The organism is Burkholderia sp. L-4, assembly GCF_056856535.1.
Window position 1 is genome coordinate 330,852 of record NZ_JBXEOX010000001.1, and the last position, 21,242, is coordinate 352,093.

At 61.9% G+C, this 21,242-nt stretch carries 16 protein-coding genes; all 16 read left to right on the top strand.

All coding sequences use genetic code 11. The features are described 5' to 3' along the window. Nucleotides 1–100 precede the first annotated feature (100 nt). The 16 genes from rplK to rplB all read left to right on the top strand — a co-directional run bounded on the left by rplK (nucleotide 101) and on the right by rplB (nucleotide 21,238). Nucleotides 101–532: a 50S ribosomal protein L11 gene (gene rplK / locus AC1VVG_RS01555; RefSeq protein ID WP_006477201.1), complete on the top strand. Its 432-nt coding sequence runs from the start codon at nucleotides 101–103 to the stop codon at nucleotides 530–532. Further along, on the top strand, nucleotides 533–1,231 hold the full coding sequence (gene rplA, locus AC1VVG_RS01560) for a 50S ribosomal protein L1 (RefSeq protein WP_006482906.1): 699 nt from the start codon (nucleotides 533–535) through the stop codon (nucleotides 1,229–1,231). Between the two features lie 308 nt (nucleotides 1,232–1,539). Further along, nucleotides 1,540–2,037 carry a 50S ribosomal protein L10 gene (rplJ, locus tag AC1VVG_RS01565; RefSeq protein ID WP_034191212.1) on the top strand — a complete coding sequence of 166 codons (498 nt, stop codon included), beginning with the start codon at nucleotides 1,540–1,542 and terminating at the stop codon, nucleotides 2,035–2,037. A gap of 63 nt (nucleotides 2,038–2,100) precedes the next feature. Beyond that, entirely contained in the window at nucleotides 2,101–2,475 is a 375-nt protein-coding gene (rplL, locus tag AC1VVG_RS01570) for a 50S ribosomal protein L7/L12 (protein WP_006477198.1), read from the top strand. A gap of 381 nt (nucleotides 2,476–2,856) precedes the next feature. Next, on the top strand, nucleotides 2,857–6,963 hold the full coding sequence (gene rpoB, locus AC1VVG_RS01575; RefSeq protein WP_034191213.1) for a DNA-directed RNA polymerase subunit beta: 4,107 nt from the start codon (nucleotides 2,857–2,859) through the stop codon (nucleotides 6,961–6,963). A gap of 21 nt (nucleotides 6,964–6,984) precedes the next feature. Continuing rightward, nucleotides 6,985–11,226, top strand: a complete 4,242-nt coding sequence (gene rpoC, locus AC1VVG_RS01580) for a DNA-directed RNA polymerase subunit beta' (RefSeq protein ID WP_034191214.1) — start codon at nucleotides 6,985–6,987, stop codon at nucleotides 11,224–11,226. 266 nt (nucleotides 11,227–11,492) lie between these two features. Beyond that, nucleotides 11,493–13,340, top strand: a complete 1,848-nt coding sequence (gene recQ, locus AC1VVG_RS01585) for a DNA helicase RecQ (protein ID WP_034191215.1) — start codon at nucleotides 11,493–11,495, stop codon at nucleotides 13,338–13,340. A gap of 227 nt (nucleotides 13,341–13,567) precedes the next feature. Further along, nucleotides 13,568–13,948, top strand: coding sequence for a 30S ribosomal protein S12 (gene rpsL / locus AC1VVG_RS01590; RefSeq protein ID WP_006400662.1), 381 nt, complete (start codon nucleotides 13,568–13,570; stop codon nucleotides 13,946–13,948). 172 nt (nucleotides 13,949–14,120) lie between these two features. Then, on the top strand, nucleotides 14,121–14,591 hold the full coding sequence (gene rpsG / locus AC1VVG_RS01595) for a 30S ribosomal protein S7 (protein WP_006477195.1): 471 nt from the start codon (nucleotides 14,121–14,123) through the stop codon (nucleotides 14,589–14,591). A gap of 123 nt (nucleotides 14,592–14,714) precedes the next feature. Then, nucleotides 14,715–16,817 (top strand): elongation factor G, encoded by a 2,103-nt coding sequence (gene fusA, locus AC1VVG_RS01600; RefSeq protein ID WP_006482929.1) that lies wholly within the window; start codon nucleotides 14,715–14,717, stop codon nucleotides 16,815–16,817. A gap of 42 nt (nucleotides 16,818–16,859) precedes the next feature. Continuing rightward, nucleotides 16,860–18,050 carry an elongation factor Tu gene (tuf, locus tag AC1VVG_RS01605; protein WP_006482910.1) on the top strand — a complete coding sequence of 397 codons (1,191 nt, stop codon included), beginning with the start codon at nucleotides 16,860–16,862 and terminating at the stop codon, nucleotides 18,048–18,050. Nucleotides 18,051–18,336: 286 nt separating this feature from the next. Further along, entirely contained in the window at nucleotides 18,337–18,648 is a 312-nt protein-coding gene (gene rpsJ / locus AC1VVG_RS01610) for a 30S ribosomal protein S10 (protein ID WP_004199280.1), read from the top strand. Between the two features lie 178 nt (nucleotides 18,649–18,826). Further along, complete coding sequence (gene rplC / locus AC1VVG_RS01615) at nucleotides 18,827–19,477, top strand: 50S ribosomal protein L3 (RefSeq protein WP_006482922.1); 651 nt, start codon at nucleotides 18,827–18,829, stop codon at nucleotides 19,475–19,477. Continuing rightward, nucleotides 19,477–20,097 (top strand): 50S ribosomal protein L4, encoded by a 621-nt coding sequence (gene rplD, locus AC1VVG_RS01620; RefSeq protein ID WP_006477192.1) that lies wholly within the window; start codon nucleotides 19,477–19,479, stop codon nucleotides 20,095–20,097. The genes rplC and rplD overlap by 1 nt, the downstream gene beginning before the upstream one ends. Beyond that, on the top strand, nucleotides 20,094–20,408 hold the full coding sequence (gene rplW, locus AC1VVG_RS01625; protein WP_004199275.1) for a 50S ribosomal protein L23: 315 nt from the start codon (nucleotides 20,094–20,096) through the stop codon (nucleotides 20,406–20,408). Before rplD ends, rplW begins: the two co-directional genes overlap by 4 nt. Before the next feature lie 2 nt (nucleotides 20,409–20,410). Then, a complete protein-coding gene (gene rplB / locus AC1VVG_RS01630) occupies nucleotides 20,411–21,238 on the top strand; it encodes a 50S ribosomal protein L2 (RefSeq protein ID WP_006482900.1) in 828 nt (275 codons plus the stop codon). Nucleotides 21,239–21,242 lie beyond the last annotated feature (4 nt).

The window sequence follows — 21,242 nt, forward strand, 5'->3', positions numbered from 1 at the left end:
TACGGCCCGCGTCATGGCCGTTGAGGAGCGTCAGTAGCCAGCGGCGAACGCGCGTTATTACTCACCGAACGCCCTTTCGGCGTTCCAATGAGGTTCACAAATGGCAAAGAAGATTATCGGCTTTATCAAGCTGCAGATCCCTGCAGGTAAAGCCAACCCGTCGCCGCCGGTCGGTCCGGCACTGGGCCAGCGCGGCCTGAACATCATGGAGTTCTGCAAGGCGTTCAACGCGCAGACTCAAGGCATGGAGCCGGGTCTGCCGGTGCCGGTGGTCATCACGGCATTCGCTGACAAGAGCTTCACGTTCGTGATGAAGACGCCGCCGGCAACCGTCCTGATCAAGAAGGCGGCGAAGGTGGACAAGGGCTCGAGCAAGCCGCACACCGACAAGGTCGGTTCGATCACGCGCGCTCAAGCCGAAGAAATCGCGAAGACCAAGATGCCGGACCTTACGGCAGCTGATCTGGACGCAGCCGTTCGCACCATCGCTGGTAGCGCACGCTCGATGGGCATCACTGTGGAGGGCGTGTAAATGGCTAAGATCTCCAAGCGCCGTCAGGCATTTGCCGCCAAGGTTGATCGTCAGAAGCTGTACGCGATCGAAGACGCACTGAGCCTCGTGAAGGAATGCGCGAGCGCGAAGTTCGACGAGTCGATCGACGTCGCAGTCCAGCTCGGCATCGATGCAAAGAAGTCGGACCAGGTCGTTCGTGGTTCGGTCGTTCTGCCGGCCGGTACGGGCAAGTCGGTTCGCGTTGCCGTGTTCGCGCAAGGCGAAAAGGCCGAGCAGGCACGTGCAGCAGGCGCGGAAATCGTCGGTATGGAAGACCTGGCTGAGCAGATCAAGGCTGGCCAGATGGACTTCGACATCGTGATCGCTTCGCCGGACACGATGCGTATCGTCGGTACGCTGGGCCAGATCCTCGGCCCGCGCGGCCTGATGCCGAACCCGAAGGTCGGTACGGTCACGCCGGACGTCGCAACCGCCGTCAAGAACGCGAAGGCTGGTCAGGTGCAATTCCGTGTCGACAAGGCCGGTATCATCCACGCGACCATCGGCCGTGCATCGTTCGAACCGACCGCACTGCGTTCGAACCTGTCGGCGCTGATCGAAGCGCTGCAGAAGGCCAAGCCGGCAACGAGCAAGGGCGTGTACCTGCGCAAGATCGCACTGTCGAGCACGATGGGCGTCGGCGTGCGTGTCGACCAGGCTACGCTGGCAGCACAGTAAGCAAGTATTCGGGCCGCTTCGTTCGCGAAGCGGCCTACATGGGCTTTGGGCGGTTGCTCGTGCAGCAAGGCGAGCAACCGGTTATCAAAGACCGTTGGTGGGGCGCAGCAGTCGGGTGATCCCTTAATTCAAGCCAACGCAGATGGCGAACCCGAAAAAGTTTTGCAGTGGTGAAGCCGCAGGCCGTGAAGCGATTCGCGGCGTGAGGTGGAAATACTCCTAACGAGGTCGGACGCCGTTGTTGAACGAGGTACGTGAGGTTTCGGCCATACCGGCCGCGCCGAACGTATCGTTTCTGGAGGCTAACCGTGCCGCTTAATAGAGAAGACAAGCAAGCCGTCGTCGCTGAGGTTTCCGCGCAAGTCGCGAAGGCCCAGACCGTTGTGCTGGCTGAGTATCGTGGAATTGCGGTTGGCGATCTGACCAAGCTGCGCGCGCAAGCGCGTGAGCAGAAGGTTTACCTGCGCGTGTTGAAGAACACGCTGGCGCGTCGCGCTGTTGAAGGTACGCCGTTTGCTCCGCTGGCAGAGCAGATGACTGGTCCGTTGATCTACGGCATCTCGGAAGATGCAATTGCTGCTGCTAAGGTCGTCAACGACTTCAGCAAGGGCAATGACAAGTTGGTCATCAAGGCTGGTTCGTTCGATGGCAAGGTGATGGACAAGGCTGGCGTGCAAGCGCTGGCAAGCATCCCGAGCCGCGAAGAACTGCTCTCGAAGCTGCTGTTCGTTATGCAATCGCCTGTTTCGGGCTTCGCGCGTGCTCTGGCAGCGCTGGCCGAGAAGAAGCAAGCGGAAGCTGCATAAGCGAGCGTGCATCAGCGTTACTGATCGCTGGCTGTATCCGAATTCAATTTAGGAGTATTTCAAATGGCAATCGCAAAAGAAGACATCCTGGCAGCAGTCGAAGGGATGACCGTTCTGGAACTGAACGAACTGGTCAAGGCGTTCGAAGAGAAGTTTGGCGTGTCGGCAGCTGCAGTGGCAGTCGCTGGCCCGGCAGGCGGCGGCGCTGCTGCTGCAGCAGAAGAGAAGACCGAATTCACGGTCGTCCTGGCTGAAGCCGGCGCCAACAAGGTTTCGGTCATCAAGGCCGTTCGCGAACTGACGGGCCTGGGCCTGAAGGAAGCGAAGGACCTGGTTGACGGTGCACCGAAGCCCGTCAAGGAAGGCGTCGACAAGGCTGCTGCTGAAGAAGCCAAGAAGAAGCTGGAAGAAGCTGGCGCGAAGGTCGAAGTCAAGTAAGTTTCGACGCGCTGTGCGAAGGCTGGCGGTATTTTCACCGCCGGCCTTTTTGTGCTTTGTGGGGACGTTATTCTGGCACTCATTCGGGAGCCCGAATAATCGGCCCCAGAAGCCAAAGAAAACCGCCTGATCGTTGTGAAAGATCACGCACGATTGGCGGTTCTCTTTGTCTTCTGAAGCGACTGCAGAAGGCAAGTTTGGTCGGGTAGCGGGCAACACAGGCATCCGCTGCCGTCAGCCAGCGGTTGGTAGCGGCCAACCACCAAGCTTCTCGGCTCGTTCAAGCCGTCGAACGGCCATCGGGTCTCAGTCGGTGAACACTCGGGTTTGAAACGTCCAGGTATTCCGCCTCGATAGCACCCGCCGTGATTCGGAGATCGTATGCAATATTCCTTCACCGAGAAGAAGCGCATTCGCAAGAGTTTCGCGAAGCGCCCCATCGTTCACCAAGTTCCGTTCTTGCTGGCTACCCAGCTTGAATCATTCAGCACGTTTCTGCAAGCCGATGTGCCGGCGACGCAACGCAAGCCTGAAGGTTTGCAGGCCGCGTTCACATCGGTATTTCCCATTGTTTCGCACAACGGTTTCGCGCGCCTCGAGTTCGTGAGCTATGCGCTGTCCTCGCCGGCATTCAACATCAAGGAATGCCAGCAGCGTGGCCTGACGTACTGCTCCGCGCTGCGCGCGAAGGTCCGCCTTGTCATCCTCGACAAGGAATCGCCGAACAAGCCGGTCGTCAAGGAAGTGAAGGAGCAGGAAGTGTACATGGGCGAAATTCCGCTCATGACGCCGACGGGCTCGTTCGTCATCAACGGCACCGAGCGTGTCATCGTCTCGCAGCTGCACCGTTCGCCGGGCGTGTTCTTCGAACACGACAAGGGCAAGACGCACAGCTCGGGCAAGCTGCTGTTCTCGGCACGGATCATTCCGTACCGCGGCTCGTGGCTCGACTTCGAATTCGATCCGAAGGACATCCTGTACTTCCGCGTCGACCGTCGCCGCAAGATGCCGGTCACGATCCTGCTGAAGGCCATCGGCCTGACGCCGGAACAGATCCTCGCGAACTTCTTCGTGTTCGACAACTTCACGCTGATGGACGAAGGCGCGCAACTCGAGTTCGTGCCCGAGCGCCTGCGTGGTGAAGTCGCGCGTTTCGACATCACGGATCGTGATGGCAAGGTCATCGTCCAGAAGGACAAGCGGATCAACGCGAAGCACATTCGCGACCTCGAAGCCGCGAAGACCAAGTTCATCTCGGTGCCGGAAGACTATCTGCTCGGCCGCGTGCTGGCGAAGAACGTCGTCGACGGCGACACCGGCGAAGTGATCGCGAGCGCGAACGACGAAGTCACGGAAAGCGTGCTCGAGAAGCTGCGCGAAGCGGGCATCAAGGACATCCAGACGCTCTACACGAACGACCTGGACCAGGGCCCGTACATCTCGTCGACGCTGCGTGTCGACGAAACGACCGACAAGACGGCCGCGCGCATCGCGATCTACCGCATGATGCGTCCGGGCGAGCCGCCGACCGAAGAAGCGGTCGAGGCGCTGTTCAACCGTCTGTTCTACAGCGAGGAAGCGTACGACCTGTCGAAGGTCGGCCGCATGAAGTTCAACCGCCGCGTCGGCCGTGACGAGATCGTCGGCCCGATGACGCTGCAGGACGACGACATCCTCGCGACGATCAAGATCCTCGTCGAGCTGCGCAACGGCAAGGGCGAAGTGGACGACATCGACCACCTCGGCAACCGTCGCGTGCGTTGCGTCGGCGAACTGGCGGAAAACCAGTTCCGCGCGGGTCTCGTGCGTGTCGAGCGCGCGGTCAAGGAACGCCTCGGCCAGGCCGAAAGCGAAAACCTGATGCCGCACGACCTGATCAACTCGAAGCCGATTTCGTCGGCGATCCGCGAGTTCTTCGGTTCGTCGCAGCTGTCGCAGTTCATGGACCAGACCAACCCGCTGTCGGAAATCACGCACAAGCGCCGTGTTTCCGCACTGGGCCCGGGCGGTCTGACGCGCGAACGCGCAGGCTTCGAAGTCCGCGACGTGCACCCGACCCACTACGGCCGCGTGTGCCCGATCGAAACGCCGGAAGGTCCGAACATCGGCCTGATCAACTCGCTCGCACTGTACGCGCACCTGAACGAATACGGCTTCCTCGAGACGCCGTACCGCAAGGTCGTGGACAGCAAGGTGACCGACCAGATCGACTACCTGTCGGCGATCGAGGAAGGCCGCTACATGATCGCGCAGGCGAACGCCGCGATCGACGAGAACGGCCAGCTGATCGACGAACTCGTGTCGTCGCGTGAAGCCGGCGAAACGATGATGGTCACGCCGGACCGTATCCAGTACATGGACGTCGCGCCGTCGCAGATCGTGTCGGTGGCAGCCTCGCTGATTCCGTTCCTCGAGCACGATGACGCGAACCGTGCACTGATGGGTTCGAACATGCAGCGTCAGGCGGTGCCGTGTCTGCGTCCGGAAAAGCCGGTCGTCGGTACGGGCATCGAGCGCACCTGCGCGGTCGACTCGGGTACGACGGTTCAGGCGTTCCGCGGCGGCGTCGTCGACTATGTCGACGCGGGCCGTATCGTGATTCGCGTGAACGACGACGAAGCGGTCGCAGGTGAAGTCGGTGTCGACATCTACAACCTGATCAAGTACACGCGTTCGAACCAGAACACGAACATCAACCAGCGTCCGATCGTGAAGATGGGCGACAAGGTCTCGCGCGGCGACGTGCTGGCCGACGGCGCCTCGACGGACCTGGGCGAGCTCGCGCTCGGCCAGAACATGCTGATCGCGTTCATGCCGTGGAACGGCTACAACTTCGAGGATTCGATCCTGATCTCGGAGAAGGTGGTCGCGGACGATCGCTACACGTCGATCCACATCGAAGAGCTGAACGTCGTTGCACGCGACACGAAGCTCGGGCCGGAAGAAATCACGCGCGACATCTCGAACCTGGCGGAAGTCCAGCTCGGCCGTCTCGACGAATCGGGCATCGTGTACATCGGTGCCGAAGTCGAAGCAGGCGACGTGCTGGTCGGCAAGGTCACGCCGAAGGGCGAGACCCAGCTGACGCCGGAAGAGAAGCTGCTGCGCGCGATCTTCGGCGAGAAGGCTTCGGACGTGAAGGACACGTCGCTGCGCGTGCCGTCGGGCATGAGCGGCACCGTGATCGACGTCCAGGTGTTCACGCGTGAAGGCATCCAGCGCGACAAGCGTGCGCAACAGATCATCGACGACGAACTGAAGCGCTACCGCCTCGACCTGAACGACCAGCTGCGTATCGTGGAAGGCGACGCGTTCCAGCGTCTCGCCCGCATGCTCGTGGGCAAGGTCGCGAACGGCGGCCCGAAGAAGCTCGCGAAGGGCACGAAGATCGACCAGGCTTACCTGGAAGACCTCGACCACTACCACTGGTTCGACATCCGCCTGGCGGACGACGAGGCAGCGGCGCAGCTCGAAGCGATCAAGAACTCGATCGAGGAAAAGCGTCACCAGTTCGACCTCGCGTTCGAAGAGAAGCGCAAGAAGCTCACGCAAGGCGACGAACTGCCGCCGGGCGTGCTGAAGATGGTCAAGGTGTACCTCGCGGTGAAGCGCCGTCTGCAGCCTGGCGACAAGATGGCAGGCCGTCACGGTAACAAGGGTGTCGTGTCGAAGATCGTTCCGATCGAAGACATGCCGTACATGGCCGACGGCCGTCCGGCAGACGTCGTGCTGAACCCGCTCGGCGTGCCGTCGCGGATGAACGTGGGTCAGGTTCTCGAAGTGCACCTCGGCTGGGCCGCGAAGGGCCTCGGCTGGCGTATCGGCGAAATGCTGCAGCGTCAGGCGAAGATCGAGGAACTGCGCGTGTTCCTGACGAAGATCTACAACGAGTCGGGCCGCCAGGAAGACCTGGAAAGCTTCACCGACGACGAGATCCTCGAACTCGCGAAGAACCTGCGTGAAGGCGTGCCGTTCGCGACGCCGGTGTTCGACGGTGCGACCGAGGAAGAAATGGGCAAGATGCTCGACCTCGCGTTCCCGGACGACATCGCCGAACAGCTCGGCATGAACCCGTCGAAGAACCAGGTCCGTCTGTACGACGGCCGCACGGGTGAAATGTTCGAACGTCGCGTGACGCTCGGCTACATGCACTACCTGAAGCTGCACCACTTGGTCGACGACAAGATGCACGCGCGTTCGACCGGCCCGTACTCGCTCGTCACGCAGCAGCCGCTGGGTGGTAAGGCGCAGTTCGGTGGCCAGCGTTTCGGTGAAATGGAAGTGTGGGCACTCGAAGCGTACGGCGCGTCCTACGTGCTGCAGGAAATGCTGACGGTGAAGTCGGACGACGTGACCGGCCGGACGAAGGTGTACGAAAACCTCGTCAAGGGCGATCACGTGATCGATGCAGGCATGCCGGAATCCTTCAACGTGCTCGTGAAGGAAATCCGCTCGCTCGGTATCGATATCGATCTCGACCGCAATTAATCGGACTACGGAGAGAAAGCAATGAAAGCTCTGCTCGATCTATTCAAGCAAGTCCAACAGGAAGAAGTTTTCGACGCGATCAAGATCGGTCTGGCCTCGCCGGACAAGATCCGTTCGTGGTCGTTCGGCGAAGTGAAGAAGCCGGAGACCATCAACTACCGTACGTTCAAGCCGGAACGCGATGGTCTCTTCTGCGCGAAGATCTTCGGGCCGATCAAGGACTACGAGTGCCTGTGCGGCAAGTACAAGCGTCTGAAGCACCGCGGCGTGATCTGCGAGAAGTGCGGCGTCGAAGTGACGCTGGCGAAGGTGCGTCGCGAACGGATGGGCCACATCGAACTGGCCTCGCCGGTCGCGCACATCTGGTTCCTGAAGTCGCTGCCGTCGCGTCTGGGCATGGTGCTCGACATGACGCTGCGCGACATCGAACGCGTGCTGTACTTCGAAGCCTATGTGGTGATCGAACCGGGCATGACGCCGCTGAAGGCGCGGCAGATCATGACCGAAGAGGATTACTACAACAAGGTCGAGGAATACGGCGACGAATTCCGTGCCGAGATGGGCGCGGAAGGCGTGCGTGAACTGCTGCGCGCGATCAACATCGACGAGCAGGTCGAGACGCTGCGCACCGAGCTGAAGAACACCGGCTCGGAAGCGAAGATCAAGAAGTACGCGAAGCGCCTGAAGGTCCTCGAGGCATTCCAGCGCTCGGGCATCAAGCCCGAGTGGATGATCCTCGAAGTGCTGCCGGTGCTGCCGCCGGAACTGCGTCCGCTCGTGCCGCTGGACGGCGGCCGCTTCGCGACGTCGGACCTGAACGACCTGTATCGCCGCGTGATCAACCGTAACAACCGGTTGAAGCGTCTGCTCGAGCTGAAGGCGCCTGAAATCATCGTCCGCAACGAAAAGCGGATGCTGCAGGAAGCCGTCGACTCGCTGCTCGACAACGGCCGTCGCGGCAAGGCGATGACGGGCGCGAACAAGCGTCCGCTGAAGTCGCTCGCCGACATGATCAAGGGCAAGGGCGGTCGTTTCCGTCAGAACCTGCTGGGCAAGCGCGTCGACTACTCGGGCCGTTCGGTCATCGTGGTCGGCCCGACGCTGAAGCTGCACCAGTGCGGTCTGCCGAAGCTGATGGCGCTCGAGCTGTTCAAGCCGTTCATCTTCAACAAGCTGGAAGTGATGGGCGTCGCGACGACCATCAAGGCTGCGAAGAAGGAAGTCGAGAACCAGACGCCGGTGGTGTGGGACATCCTCGAAGAGGTGATCCGCGAGCACCCGGTGATGCTGAACCGTGCGCCGACGCTGCACCGTCTCGGTATCCAGGCGTTCGAGCCGGTGCTGATCGAAGGCAAGGCAATCCAGCTGCACCCGCTCGTTTGCGCGGCGTTCAACGCCGACTTCGACGGTGACCAGATGGCCGTTCACGTGCCGCTGTCGCTCGAAGCGCAGATGGAAGCGCGTACGCTGATGCTGGCGTCGAACAACGTGCTGTTCCCGGCCAACGGCGATCCGTCGATCGTGCCGTCGCAGGATATCGTGCTGGGTCTGTACTACGCGACCCGCGAAGCCGTCAACGCGAAGGGCGAAGGCCTGTCGTTCACGGGCGTGTCGGAAGTGATCCGCGCGTACGAGAACAAGGAAGTCGAGCTGGCCTCGCGCGTCAACGTGCGGATCACCGAAATGGTCCGCAACGAGGACACGTCGGAAGGCGCGCCGGAATTCGTGCCGAAGATCTCGCTGTACGCGACGACCGTCGGCCGCGCGATCCTGTCGGAGATCCTGCCGCACGGCCTGCCGTTCTCGGTGCTGAACAAGCCGCTGAAGAAGAAGGAAATCTCGCGCCTGATCAACACGGCGTTCCGCAAGTGCGGTCTGCGCGCGACGGTGGTGTTCGCCGACCAGCTGATGCAGTCGGGTTTCCGTCTCGCGACGCGTGCCGGCATTTCGATCTGCGTGGACGACATGCTCGTGCCGCCGCAGAAGGAAACGATCGTCGGCGACGCCGCGAAGAAGGTGAAGGAGTACGACCGCCAGTACATGTCCGGTCTCGTCACCGCGCAGGAACGCTACAACAACGTGGTCGACATCTGGTCGGCAACGTCGGAAGCGGTCGGCAAGGCGATGATGGAGCAGCTGTCGACGGAGCCGGTGACGGACCGCGACGGCAAGGAAACGCGCCAGGAGTCGTTCAACTCGATCTACATGATGGCCGACTCGGGCGCCCGGGGTTCGGCGGTTCAGATTCGTCAGCTGGCCGGTATGCGCGGCCTGATGGCGAAGCCGGACGGCTCGATTATCGAGACGCCGATTACCGCGAACTTCCGCGAAGGTCTGAACGTGTTGCAGTACTTCATCTCGACCCACGGTGCACGTAAGGGTCTGGCTGATACGGCACTGAAGACCGCGAACTCGGGTTACCTGACGCGTCGTCTCGTCGACGTCACGCAGGATCTGGTCGTGGTGGAAGACGATTGCGGCACGTCGAACGGCGTCGCGATGAAGGCGCTGGTCGAAGGCGGTGAAGTCGTCGAAGCGCTGCGCGACCGTATCCTCGGCCGCGTCGCGGTCGCGGACGTCGTGAACCCGGAAACGCAGGAAACGGTGTACGAATCGGGCACGCTGCTCGACGAAACGGCGGTCGAGGAAATCGAACGCCTCGGCATCGACGAAGTGCGCGTGCGCACGCCGCTGACCTGCGAAACGCGCTACGGCCTGTGCGCGGCCTGCTACGGCCGTGACCTCGGCCGCGGCTCGCTCGTGAACGTCGGCGAAGCAGTCGGCGTGATCGCGGCACAGTCGATCGGTGAGCCGGGCACGCAGCTGACGATGCGTACCTTCCACATCGGTGGTGCGGCATCGCGTGCGGCAGTGGCTTCGTCGGTCGAAGCGAAGAGCAACGGTATCGTGCGCTTCACGGCGACGATGCGCTACGTCACGAACGCGAAGGGCGAGCAGATCGTCATTTCCCGCTCGGGCGAAGCGATGATCACCGACGACTTCGGTCGCGAGCGAGAGCGTCACAAAGTGCCGTACGGCGCGACGCTGCTGCAGCTCGACGGCGCGACGATCAAGGCCGGCACGCAGCTCGCCACGTGGGATCCGCTGACGCGTCCGATCATCACCGAGTACGGTGGTACGGTGAAGTTCGAGAACGTCGAGGAAGGCGTGACCGTCGCGAAGCAGATCGACGACGTGACCGGCCTGTCGACGCTGGTCGTGATCGACGTGAAGCGTCGCGGTTCGCAGGCTTCGAAGAGCGTGCGTCCGCAGGTGAAGCTGCTCGACGCGAACGGCGACGAAGTGAAGATTCCGGGCACGGAGCACGCGGTGCAGATCGGCTTCCAGGTCGGCGCACTGATCACCGTGAAGGACGGCCAGCAGGTGCAGGTCGGTGAAGTGCTCGCACGTATCCCGACCGAAGCGCAGAAGACGCGTGACATTACCGGCGGTCTGCCGCGGGTGGCGGAACTGTTCGAAGCGCGTTCGCCGAAGGATGCCGGCATTCTCGCGGAAGTCACGGGTACGACGTCGTTCGGCAAGGACACGAAGGGCAAGCAGCGTCTCGTCATCACGGATCTCGAGGGCAACCAGCACGAGTTCCTGATCGCGAAGGAAAAGCAGGTTCTGGTTCACGATGCCCAGGTCGTCAACAAGGGCGAAATGATCGTGGACGGTCCGGCCGATCCGCACGACATCCTGCGTCTGCAGGGTATCGAGGCGCTGTCGCGCTACATCGTCGACGAAGTGCAGGACGTGTATCGTCTGCAGGGCGTGAAGATCAACGACAAGCACATCGAGGTGATCGTTCGCCAGATGCTGCGTCGTGTGCAGATCACCGACAACGGCGATACGCGCTTCATCCCGGGCGAACAGGTCGAGCGTTCCGACATGCTGGACGAGAACGATCGCATGATCGCCGAGGGCAAGCGCCCGGCTTCGTACGACAACGTGCTGCTCGGTATCACGAAGGCATCGCTGTCGACCGACTCGTTCATCTCTGCGGCATCGTTCCAGGAAACGACCCGCGTGCTGACCGAAGCGGCGATCATGGGCAAGCGCGACGATCTGCGCGGCCTGAAGGAAAACGTGATCGTCGGCCGTCTGATTCCGGCCGGTACGGGTCTCGCGTTCCACAAGGCACGCAAGGCGAAGGAATCGTCGGATCGCGAGCGTTTCGACCAGATCGCAGCGGAAGAGGCATTCGACTTCGGCACGCCGAGCGCGCCGGCGGAAGAGCCGCAACACCCGGCAGCCGAGTAAGTGCGGGCGGCGCAAGCCGCCTCACCTCGCTGTCACCGAAACCGTCCGGTTCCGCCGGGCGGTTTTTTTTCATCCGTCGTTCACGTGCATGACGTGCCTGAGCCGCGCCCGCGCATGCCCGCAATCGCCGGCCGCGCGGCCGCGACAGGCCCGCGATGCACGCGAACGGACCCTGACCGAACGGCCAACAACGCTCGATTCGCCACGCGCCGCGCAAGCGGGTTGTTAAAATCGCGATCATCGTTCAGCCGTCCTTGTTCCCATTCATGTCCCGCGCCCTCGAAATCCTCGACGAAGTCTTTGGTTATTCCGCCTTTCGCGGCCAGCAGGGCGAGATCGTCGAGCACGTCGCCGGCGGCGGCGATTGTCTCGTGCTGATGCCCACGGGCGGCGGCAAGTCGTTGTGCTACCAGATCCCGGCGCTGCTGCGCCGCGAGGCCGGGCAGGGCGCCGGCATCGTCGTGTCGCCGTTGATCGCGCTGATGCAGGACCAGGTCGCCGCGCTGCGCGAAGTCGGCGTGCGCGCGGCCTACCTGAATTCGACGCTGTCGGGCGCCGAGGCCGCGGCCACCGAGCGCGCGCTGCGCGAAGGCGAGATCGACCTGCTGTACGTCGCACCGGAGCGGCTGATGACCGGGCGCTTCCTCGACCTGCTCGAACGCGCGAAGATCGGCCTGTTCGCGATCGACGAAGCGCACTGCGTGTCGCAATGGGGGCACGATTTCCGTCCGGAATACATCCAGCTGTCGGTGCTTCACGAGCGCTTCCCGTCGGTGCCGCGCATCGCGCTGACGGCCACGGCCGACGCGATCACGCGCGACGAGATCATCCATCGTCTCGCGCTCGACGACGCACGCGTGTTCGTATCGAGCTTCGATCGCCCCAACATCCGCTACCGGATCGTCGAGAAGGACAACGCGCGCGCGCAGCTGCTCGACTTCATCCGCGCGGAGCACACGAATGCCGACGGCACGACCGACGCCGGCGTCGTCTATTGCCTGTCGCGTCGCAAGGTCGAGGAAACGGCCGAATGGCTGAAGGCGCAAGGCGTGCGGGCGCTGCCCTATCACGCCGGGATGGAGTTCGAGGTGCGGCAGAAGCACCAGGAAATGTTCCAGCGCGAAGAGGGTATCGTGATGTGCGCGACGATCGCGTTCGGCATGGGCATCGACAAGCCCGACGTGCGCTTCGTCGCGCACCTGGATCTGCCGAAGAGCGTCGAAGGCTACTACCAGGAAACGGGCCGTGCGGGCCGCGACGGGATGCCCGCGAATGCGTGGATGGCGTACGGCCTCGGCGACGTCGTCCAGCAGCGCAAGATGATCGACGAATCGGATGCGGACGACGCACACAAGCGCGTGCAGACGTCGAAGCTCGACGCGCTGCTCGGGCTGTGCGAGACGATTTCGTGCCGCCGCGTGCGGTTGCTGAACTACTTCGGCGAAGAGAGCCGGCCGTGCGGCAACTGCGACACCTGCCTCGAGCCGCCTGCGTCGTGGGACGCCACGCGCGAGGCGCAGATGGCGTTGTCGTGCGTGTTCCGCGCGCAGCGCGCGAGCGGTTTCAATTTCGGCTCGAGCCACCTGATCGAGATCCTGCGCGGCGGGCGCACCGAGAAGGTGTTGCAGCGCGGCCACGACCAGCTCAGCACGTTCGGGATCGGCGCGGCGCTGTCCGAACCGGAATGGCGCGCGATTTTCAGGCAGCTCGTCGCGTACGGCTACCTGGCGGTCGACCATGGCGGCTTTGGCGCGCTGATGCTGACGGAGGCCGCGAAGGCCGTGCTGAAGAACGAGGAGAAGGTCACGCTGCGCCGCTACGTGAAGCCGCAGCGCACGCGCCAGTCGTCGAGCCGCAGCGGCACGCGCGTCGACCCGACCGCCGGCATGGGCACGCGCGAGCGCGCACGGTGGGACGCGTTGCGCGCGTGGCGCGCGGAAACCGCGAAGACCGACGGCGTGCCGGCCTACGTGATCTTCCACGATGCGACGCTCGCGGAAATCGCGCGCAACGCACCGGAGTCGATCGACGACCTGCGCCACATCCCCGGCATGGGCGTACGCAAGCTCGAACGCTTCGGCGACGAGATCATCGACGTGGTCGAATCGGCCTGACACAGGTGTTCGGACCCTTCCTGTAAACCACGCGGTCGACCGGCAAATCACGCAACCCGTTGACTTAGTTGGTATTTCCGGACTATTATGCTGGGTTCCGGTATTCGGTGGGCTGTGTCGCGTTCGAAAGCGCGCGCCCGATTCGCCGGTGCGGAAGTCAACTGTGCGCCGATTCTCGCTTTGCCCGAAATCGATGCGCAGATTTTGTTCAATTTCAGGAATAAACAATGCCAACCATCAACCAACTGGTTCGCAAAGGCCGTCAGTCGGAAACGACGAAGAGCAAGAGCCCGGCCCTGCAGGACTGCCCCCAGCGTCGCGGCGTGTGCACCCGTGTGTACACGACGACGCCGAAGAAGCCGAACTCGGCACTCCGTAAGGTCGCCAAGGTTCGTCTGACGAACGGCTTCGAAGTGATTTCGTACATCGGCGGTGAAGGCCACAACCTGCAGGAACACTCGGTTGTGCTGATCCGCGGCGGCCGTGTGAAGGACTTGCCGGGTGTGCGTTACCACATGGTTCGCGGCTCGCTGGATACCCAGGGCGTCAAGGACCGTAAGCAAGCGCGCTCGAAGTACGGCGCGAAGCGTGCAAAGGCTGCCAAGTAAGCAGTTTTTGATCAGGGATCGCCGCAGGGCGGTCAAGGCGGGAGTGCCGGATTGCCGGTGCTGTCGAGTAAGTGGTCACCCGGCCAAGCTGGTTAGTCGTGAAGATGTGATCGGGTTTGTTGGTGGCCGCGGAGCTGGAACCAGCTCCAACTGAACAAGTAAAGGAAGAATCATGCCGCGTCGTCGCGAAGTCCCCAAGCGGGAAGTGTTGCCGGATCCGAAGTTCGGCAACGTTGATGTTGCCAAGTTCATGAACATGCTGATGCTGTCCGGCAAGAAGTCGGTCGCAGAGCGCATCGTTTATGGCGCATTCGAACAAATCCAGACCAAGGGTGGCAAGGACCCGCTGGAAGTGTTCACGGTTGCGCTCAACAACGTGAAGCCGGTGGTCGAAGTGAAGAGCCGTCGCGTTGGTGGTGCCAACTATCAAGTTCCGGTCGAAGTGCGCCCGTCGCGTCGTATGGCATTGGCGATGCGCTGGCTGCGTGAGGCTGCGAAGAAGCGCAGCGAGAAGTCGATGGCCCTGCGCCTGGCAGGTGAACTCTCCGAAGCGGCCGAAGGCCGTGGCGGCGCGATGAAGAAGCGCGACGAAGTTCACCGCATGGCAGAAGCCAACCGCGCGTTCTCGCATTTCCGTTTCTAAGCGCCTGGCTGGGCTGTTAGCGGAAATAAATTCCGGGCGGGTGCGCTTTTCAGGCGCCTCGCCCGTTTGTGTTGAAGCATGATGCAGCCGGGCTGCATCGTGTTATCCCAGTAGAGGATCAAAGTGGCTCGCAAGACTCCTATCGAGCGCTACCGCAATATCGGTATTAGCGCTCACATCGACGCCGGCAAAACGACGACGACCGAGCGCATTCTGTTTTACACCGGTGTGAACCACAAGATCGGTGAAGTCCACGACGGCGCAGCCACGATGGACTGGATGGAGCAGGAACAGGAACGTGGCATCACGATCACGTCCGCTGCTACCACGGCCTTCTGGAAGGGCATGGGCGGCAACTATCCGGAACACCGCATCAACATCATCGACACCCCGGGCCACGTCGACTTCACGATCGAAGTCGAGCGCTCGATGCGCGTGCTCGACGGCGCGTGCATGGTGTACTGCGCAGTGGGCGGCGTGCAGCCGCAGTCGGAAACGGTGTGGCGCCAGGCGAACAAGTACAAGGTGCCGCGTCTCGCGTTCGTCAACAAGATGGACCGTACCGGCGCGAACTTCTTCAAGGTCTACGACCAGCTCCGTCTGCGTCTGAAGGCGAACCCGGTTCCGGTCGTGGTGCCGATCGGCGCGGAAGAAAACTTCAAGGGCGTCGTCGACCTGATCAAGATGAAGGCGATCATTTGGGACGAAGCGTCGCAAGGCACGAAGTTCGACTACGTCGACATCCCGGCCGAGCTCGCGGAGACCTGCAAGGAATGGCGCGAGAAGATGGTCGAAGTGGCTGCCGAAGCCAGCGAAGACCTGATGAACAAGTACCTGGAAGAAGGCGATCTGCCGGAAGCCGACATCGTCAAGGCGCTGCGCGACCGTACGATCGCGTGCGAAATCCAGCCGATGCTGTGCGGTACCGCGTTCAAGAACAAGGGCGTGCAGCGTATGCTCGACGCCGTGATCGACTTCCTGCCGTCGCCGGTCGACATCCCGCCGGTCAAGGGCGAGCTCGAAAACGGTGAAGAAGCGGAGCGCAAGGCGTCGGACGAAGAGAAGTTCTCGTCGCTCGCGTTCAAGATCATGACCGACCCGTTCGTCGGCCAGCTGATCTTCTTCCGTGTGTACTCGGGCGTCGTCAACTCGGGCGACACGCTGCTGAACTCGACCAAGGGCAAGAAGGAACGCCTCGGCCGTATTCTGCAGATGCACGCGAACCAGCGTGAGGAAATCAAGGAAGTTCGCGCAGGCGACATCGCTGCTGCGGTCGGCCTGAAGGAAGCGACCACGGGCGACACGCTGTGCGACCCGGCGAACCCGATCGTTCTCGAGCGCATGGTGTTCCCGGAGCCGGTGATCTCGCAGGCTGTCGAGCCGAAGACCAAGGCTGACCAGGAAAAGATGGGCCTCGCACTGAACCGTCTGGCTCAGGAAGACCCGTCGTTCCGCGTGCAGACCGACGAAGAATCGGGCCAGACCATCATTTCGGGCATGGGCGAGCTCCACCTCGAAATTCTGGTCGACCGGATGAAGCGTGAATTCGGCGTGGAAGCAACCGTCGGCAAGCCGCAGGTTGCGTACCGCGAGACGATCCGCTCGACGGCGAAGGATGTCGACGGCAAGTTCGTCAAGCAATCGGGTGGCCGCGGCCAGTACGGTCACGCGGTCATCACGCTCGAGCCGAACGAACAAGGCAAGGGCTACGAGTTCTTCGACGAGATCAAGGGTGGTGTGATTCCGCGTGAATACATCCCGGCGGTCGACAAGGGTATCCAGGACACGCTGAAGTCGGGCGTGCTGGCTGGCTTCCCGGTCGTCGACGTGAAGGTTCACCTGACGTTCGGTTCGTACCACGACGTTGACTCGAACGAAAACGCGTTCCGCATGGCCGGTTCGATGGCGTTCAAGGAAGCGATGCGCAAGGCGAACCCGGTCGTCCTCGAGCCGATGATGGCCGTCGAAGTCGAGACGCCGGAAGACTACATGGGCAACGTGATGGGCGACCTGTCGGGCCGTCGCGGTATCGTCCAGGGCATGGAAGACATGGTCGGCGGCGGCAAGATCGTTCGCGCCGAAGTGCCGCTGTCGGAAATGTTCGGTTACTCGACGTCGCTGCGCTCGCTGACGCAAGGTCGCGCAACGTACACGATGGAGTTCAAGCACTACGCTGAAGCTCCGCGCAACGTTGCCGAAGCGATCATCAGCGCGAAGTCGAAGTAAATCTGCAGCTACCAACTGATTATTTTTTGAAAGAAGAGAATCATGGCAAAAGAAAAGTTTGAGCGGACCAAGCCGCACGTGAACGTTGGTACGATTGGTCACGTTGACCACGGCAAGACGACGCTGACGGCAGCGATCACGACGGTTCTGACGAAGAAGTTCGGCGGCGAAGCGAAGGCGTACGACCAGATCGACGCGGCACCGGAAGAAAAGGCGCGCGGCATCACGATCAACACGGCACACGTCGAGTACGAAACGGCGAACCGCCACTACGCACACGTCGACTGCCCGGGCCACGCTGACTATGTGAAGAACATGATCACGGGCGCGGCGCAGATGGACGGCGCGATCCTGGTTTGCTCGGCAGCTGACGGCCCGATGCCGCAGACGCGTGAGCACATCCTGCTGGCGCGTCAGGTTGGCGTTCCGTACATCATCGTGTTCCTGAACAAGTGCGACATGGTGGACGACGCTGAACTGCTCGAGCTGGTCGAGATGGAAGTTCGCGAGCTGCTGTCGAAGTACGACTTCCCGGGCGACGACACGCCGATCGTGAAGGGTTCGGCGAAGCTGGCGCTGGAAGGCGACACGGGCGAGCTGGGCGAAGTGGCGATCATGAGCCTGGCCGACGCGCTGGACACGTACATCCCGACGCCGGAGCGTGCAGTTGACGGCGCGTTCCTGATGCCGGTGGAAGACGTGTTCTCGATCTCGGGCCGTGGTACGGTGGTGACGGGTCGTGTCGAGCGCGGCATCGTGAAGGTCGGCGAGGAAATCGAAATCGTCGGTATCAAGCCGACGGTGAAGACGACCTGCACGGGCGTTGAAATGTTCCGTAAGCTGCTGGACCAAGGTCAGGCAGGCGACAACGTGGGTATCCTGCTGCGCGGCACGAAGCGTGAAGACGTGGAGCGTGGCCAGGTTCTGGCGAAGCCGGGTTCGATCACGCCGCACACGCACTTCACGGCTGAAGTGTACGTGCTGAGCAAGGACGAAGGCGGCCGTCACACGCCGTTCTTCAACAACTACCGTCCGCAGTTCTACTTCCGTACGACGGACGTGACGGGCTCGATCGAGCTGCCGAAGGACAAGGAAATGGTGATGCCGGGCGACAACGTGTCGATCACGGTGAAGCTGATCGCTCCGATCGCGATGGAAGAAGGTCTGCGCTTCGCAATCCGCGAAGGCGGCCGTACGGTCGGCGCCGGCGTCGTCGCCAAGATCATCGAGTAACATCGACGATCCGCGGATCCCGACGGGGTCCGCGATTCCGCGGTACGCAGTTGTGCCGTCGAAACCGGGTGTCCAGCTTGTGCTGGCACCCGGTTTTGTTTTTCCGGCGGCGCGTTGCGTGGGCCGTGAAATGCACGCCACGGTTTCAGAATTTCGTGTAGAATCGCGGGCTTAGCAGTGGAAGTACTGTCCGGAACCTGATGCTTCGCTCCCCGCTGGCGTCATGTTTCACGTTCTTTTAGTGTCCGGCGATGCAACATCGCCTCGCTCTTTTCAAGGAATCGTCATGCAGCAACAGAAAATCCGCATTCGCCTGAAGGCATTCGACTATCGTCTGATCGATCAATCGGCTGCCGAGATCGTCGATACCGCGAAGCGGACTGGCGCAATCGTCCGTGGCCCGGTGCCGCTGCCGACGCGCATTCAGCGTTTTGACATCCTGCGTTCGCCGCACGTCAACAAGACGTCGCGCGATCAGCTCGAAATCCGCACCCACCAGCGCCTGATGGACATCGTCGACCCGACGGACAAGACCGTCGACGCGCTGATGAAGCTCGACCTGCCGGCTGGCGTCGACGTGGAAATCAAGCTGCAGTAAGGCTTCCGGCGCCGATCGGCATGTCGGGCGGCGCTAAGTCTTTGTATTGCTTGCGGAAATGGAAAAGTCGGGCTATACTGCTTGGCTTTTCGCGTATTCGCGTAAAAAAGTTGGGCCTTGCGTGCCCGGCATTTTGTAAATCAGCCCCGACCAATCGCAGTCGGGAATGGAGAAAATGATGAGCCTTGGACTCGTAGGTCGCAAGGTTGGCATGACCCGTATCTTCACGGCTGAAGGGGATTCGATTCCCGTCACCGTGCTGGACGTGTCGGACAACCGCGTGACGCAGATCAAGACTGTTGAAACCGACGGCTACACGGCCGTGCAGGTTGCATTCGGCTCCCGTCGTGCATCGCGCGTGACGAAGCCGCTGGCAGGTCATCTCGCCAAAGCCGGTGTCGAAGCCGGTGAAATCCTCAAGGAATTCCGCATTGACGCGGCCAAGGCAGCCGAGCTGTCGAATGGCGCCGTGGTCGGTGCAGATCTTTTCGAAGTGGGCCAGAAGGTCGACGTGCAAGGCGTGTCGATCGGTAAGGGCTACGCCGGTACGATCAAGCGTTACAACTTCTCCTCCGGCCGTGCCACGCACGGTAACTCGCGCTCGCACAACGTGCCGGGCTCGATCGGTATGGCGCAGGATCCGGGTCGTGTTTTCCCGGGTAAACGCATGACGGGTCACATGGGTGACGTGACGGTGACGGTGCAGAACCTCGAAATCGCTCGTATCGACGCAGAGCGCAAGCTGCTGCTCGTGAAGGGTGCGATTCCGGGCGCGAAGGGCGGCAAGGTCTTCGTGACGCCGGCCGTCAAGACCAAGGGGGCGAAATAATGGAACTCAAGCTCCTGAACGAAAATGGTCAGGAAGGTGCAGTGGTCAACGCATCGGACGTCGTGTTCGGTCGTGACTACAACGAAGCGCTGATCCACCAGGTCGTCGTCGCTTACCAGGCGAATGCTCGCCAGGGTAACCGCGCACAGAAGGACCGTGAGCAAGTCAAGCACACGACCAAGAAGCCGTGGCGCCAGAAGGGTACGGGCCGTGCTCGTGCCGGTATGTCGTCGAGCCCGTTGTGGCGTGGCGGTGGTCGTATCTTCCCGAATTCGCCGGAAGAAAACTTCTCGCACAAGGTCAACAAGAAGATGCATCGCGCAGGTCTCTGCTCGATCTTCTCGCAGCTGGCCCGTGAAGGCCGCCTGTCGGTCGTCGAGGACATCATCCTCGAAGCGCCGAAGACCAAGCTGCTGGCCGACAAATTCAAGACCATGGGTCTCGACTCCGTGCTGATCATCACCGACACGGTTGACGAAAACCTGTACCTGGCATCGCGCAACCTGCCGCACGTGGCAATTGTCGAGCCGCGCTACGCTGACCCGCTGTCGCTGATCTACTTCAAGAAAGTGCTGGTCACGAAGGCTGCGGTCGCCCAGATCGAGGAGTTGCTGTCATGAGCGAGATTCGCAAGAACGATCATCGTTTGATGCAGGTCCTGCTCGCACCGGTGATCTCGGAAAAGGCGACGCTGGTTGCCGACAAGAACGAGCAAGTCGTGTTCGAAGTCGCACCGGATGCCACGAAGCAGGAAGTGAAGGCGGCCGTCGAGCTGCTGTTCAAGGTTGAAGTTGATTCCGTCAACGTGCTGGTTCAGAAGGGCAAGCAAAAGCGCTTTGGCCGTTCGATGGGCCGTCGCAAGGACGTGAAGAAGGCGTACGTTTGCCTGAAGCCCGGCCAGGAAATCAACTTTGAAGCGGAGGCCAAGTAATCATGGCAATCGTTAAAGTTAAGCCGACATCGCCGGGTCGCCGCGCGATGGTCAAGGTGGTCAACAAGAACCTGCACCAGGGCAAGCCGTTCGCGGCACTGCTCGACTCGCAGAGCTCGACCGCCGGCCGTAACAACAACGGTCGTATCACCACGCGTCACAAGGGTGGTGGTCACAAGCAGCACTACCGTATCGTCGATTTCCGTCGCACGAAGGATGGCATCCCGGCAAAGGTCGAGCGTCTCGAGTACGACCCGAACCGTAGCGCGAACATCGCGCTGGTGCTCTACGCAGACGGCGAGCGTCGCTACATCATCGCCCCGAAGGGCCTGACCGTCGGCCAACAGCTGATGTCGGGTTCGGAAGCGCCGATCCGTGCAGGCAACACGCTGCCGATCCGCAACATTCCGGTCGGTACGACGATCCACTGCATCGAGATGCTGCCGGGCAAGGGCGCGCAAATGGCGCGTTCGGCTGGCACGTCGGCCATGCTGCTGGCACGTGAAGGCGTCTACGCGCAGGTTCGTCTGCGTTCGGGCGAAATCCGCCGCGTGCACATCGAGTGCCGTGCAACGATCGGTGAAGTCGGTAACGAAGAGCATAGCCTGCGCCAGATCGGCAAGGCTGGCGCGAACCGCTGGCGCGGTATCCGCCCGACGGTGCGTGGCGTTGCGATGAACCCGGTTGATCACCCGCACGGTGGTGGTGAGGGCAAGACGGCTGCAGGTCGCGATCCGGTGAGCCCGTGGGGTACGCCGGCTAAGGGTTACCGCACCCGCAGCAACAAGCGCACGACGACGATGATCGTCCAGCGCCGTCACAAGCGTTAAGGAG

Bases quoted from the DNA above. Each gene is read 5' to 3' on its own strand.
- rpsG (WP_006477195.1), top strand. From the start codon at position 14,121: ATGCCGCGTCGTCGCGAAGTCCCCAAGCGGGAAGTGTTGCCGGATCCG.
- rplB (WP_006482900.1), top strand. From the start codon at position 20,411: ATGGCAATCGTTAAAGTTAAGCCGACATCGCCGGGTCGCCGCGCGATG.
- rplL (WP_006477198.1), top strand. From the start codon at position 2,101: ATGGCAATCGCAAAAGAAGACATCCTGGCAGCAGTCGAAGGGATGACC.
- rplC (WP_006482922.1), top strand. From the start codon at position 18,827: ATGAGCCTTGGACTCGTAGGTCGCAAGGTTGGCATGACCCGTATCTTC.
- rplK (WP_006477201.1), top strand. From the start codon at position 101: ATGGCAAAGAAGATTATCGGCTTTATCAAGCTGCAGATCCCTGCAGGT.
- rpsJ (WP_004199280.1), top strand. From the start codon at position 18,337: ATGCAGCAACAGAAAATCCGCATTCGCCTGAAGGCATTCGACTATCGT.
- tuf (WP_006482910.1), top strand. From the start codon at position 16,860: ATGGCAAAAGAAAAGTTTGAGCGGACCAAGCCGCACGTGAACGTTGGT.
- rplW (WP_004199275.1), top strand. From the start codon at position 20,094: ATGAGCGAGATTCGCAAGAACGATCATCGTTTGATGCAGGTCCTGCTC.
- rplA (WP_006482906.1), top strand. From the start codon at position 533: ATGGCTAAGATCTCCAAGCGCCGTCAGGCATTTGCCGCCAAGGTTGAT.
- rpoB (WP_034191213.1), top strand. From the start codon at position 2,857: ATGCAATATTCCTTCACCGAGAAGAAGCGCATTCGCAAGAGTTTCGCG.
- recQ (WP_034191215.1), top strand. From the start codon at position 11,493: ATGTCCCGCGCCCTCGAAATCCTCGACGAAGTCTTTGGTTATTCCGCC.
- rplD (WP_006477192.1), top strand. From the start codon at position 19,477: ATGGAACTCAAGCTCCTGAACGAAAATGGTCAGGAAGGTGCAGTGGTC.
- rpsL (WP_006400662.1), top strand. From the start codon at position 13,568: ATGCCAACCATCAACCAACTGGTTCGCAAAGGCCGTCAGTCGGAAACG.
- rpoC (WP_034191214.1), top strand. From the start codon at position 6,985: ATGAAAGCTCTGCTCGATCTATTCAAGCAAGTCCAACAGGAAGAAGTT.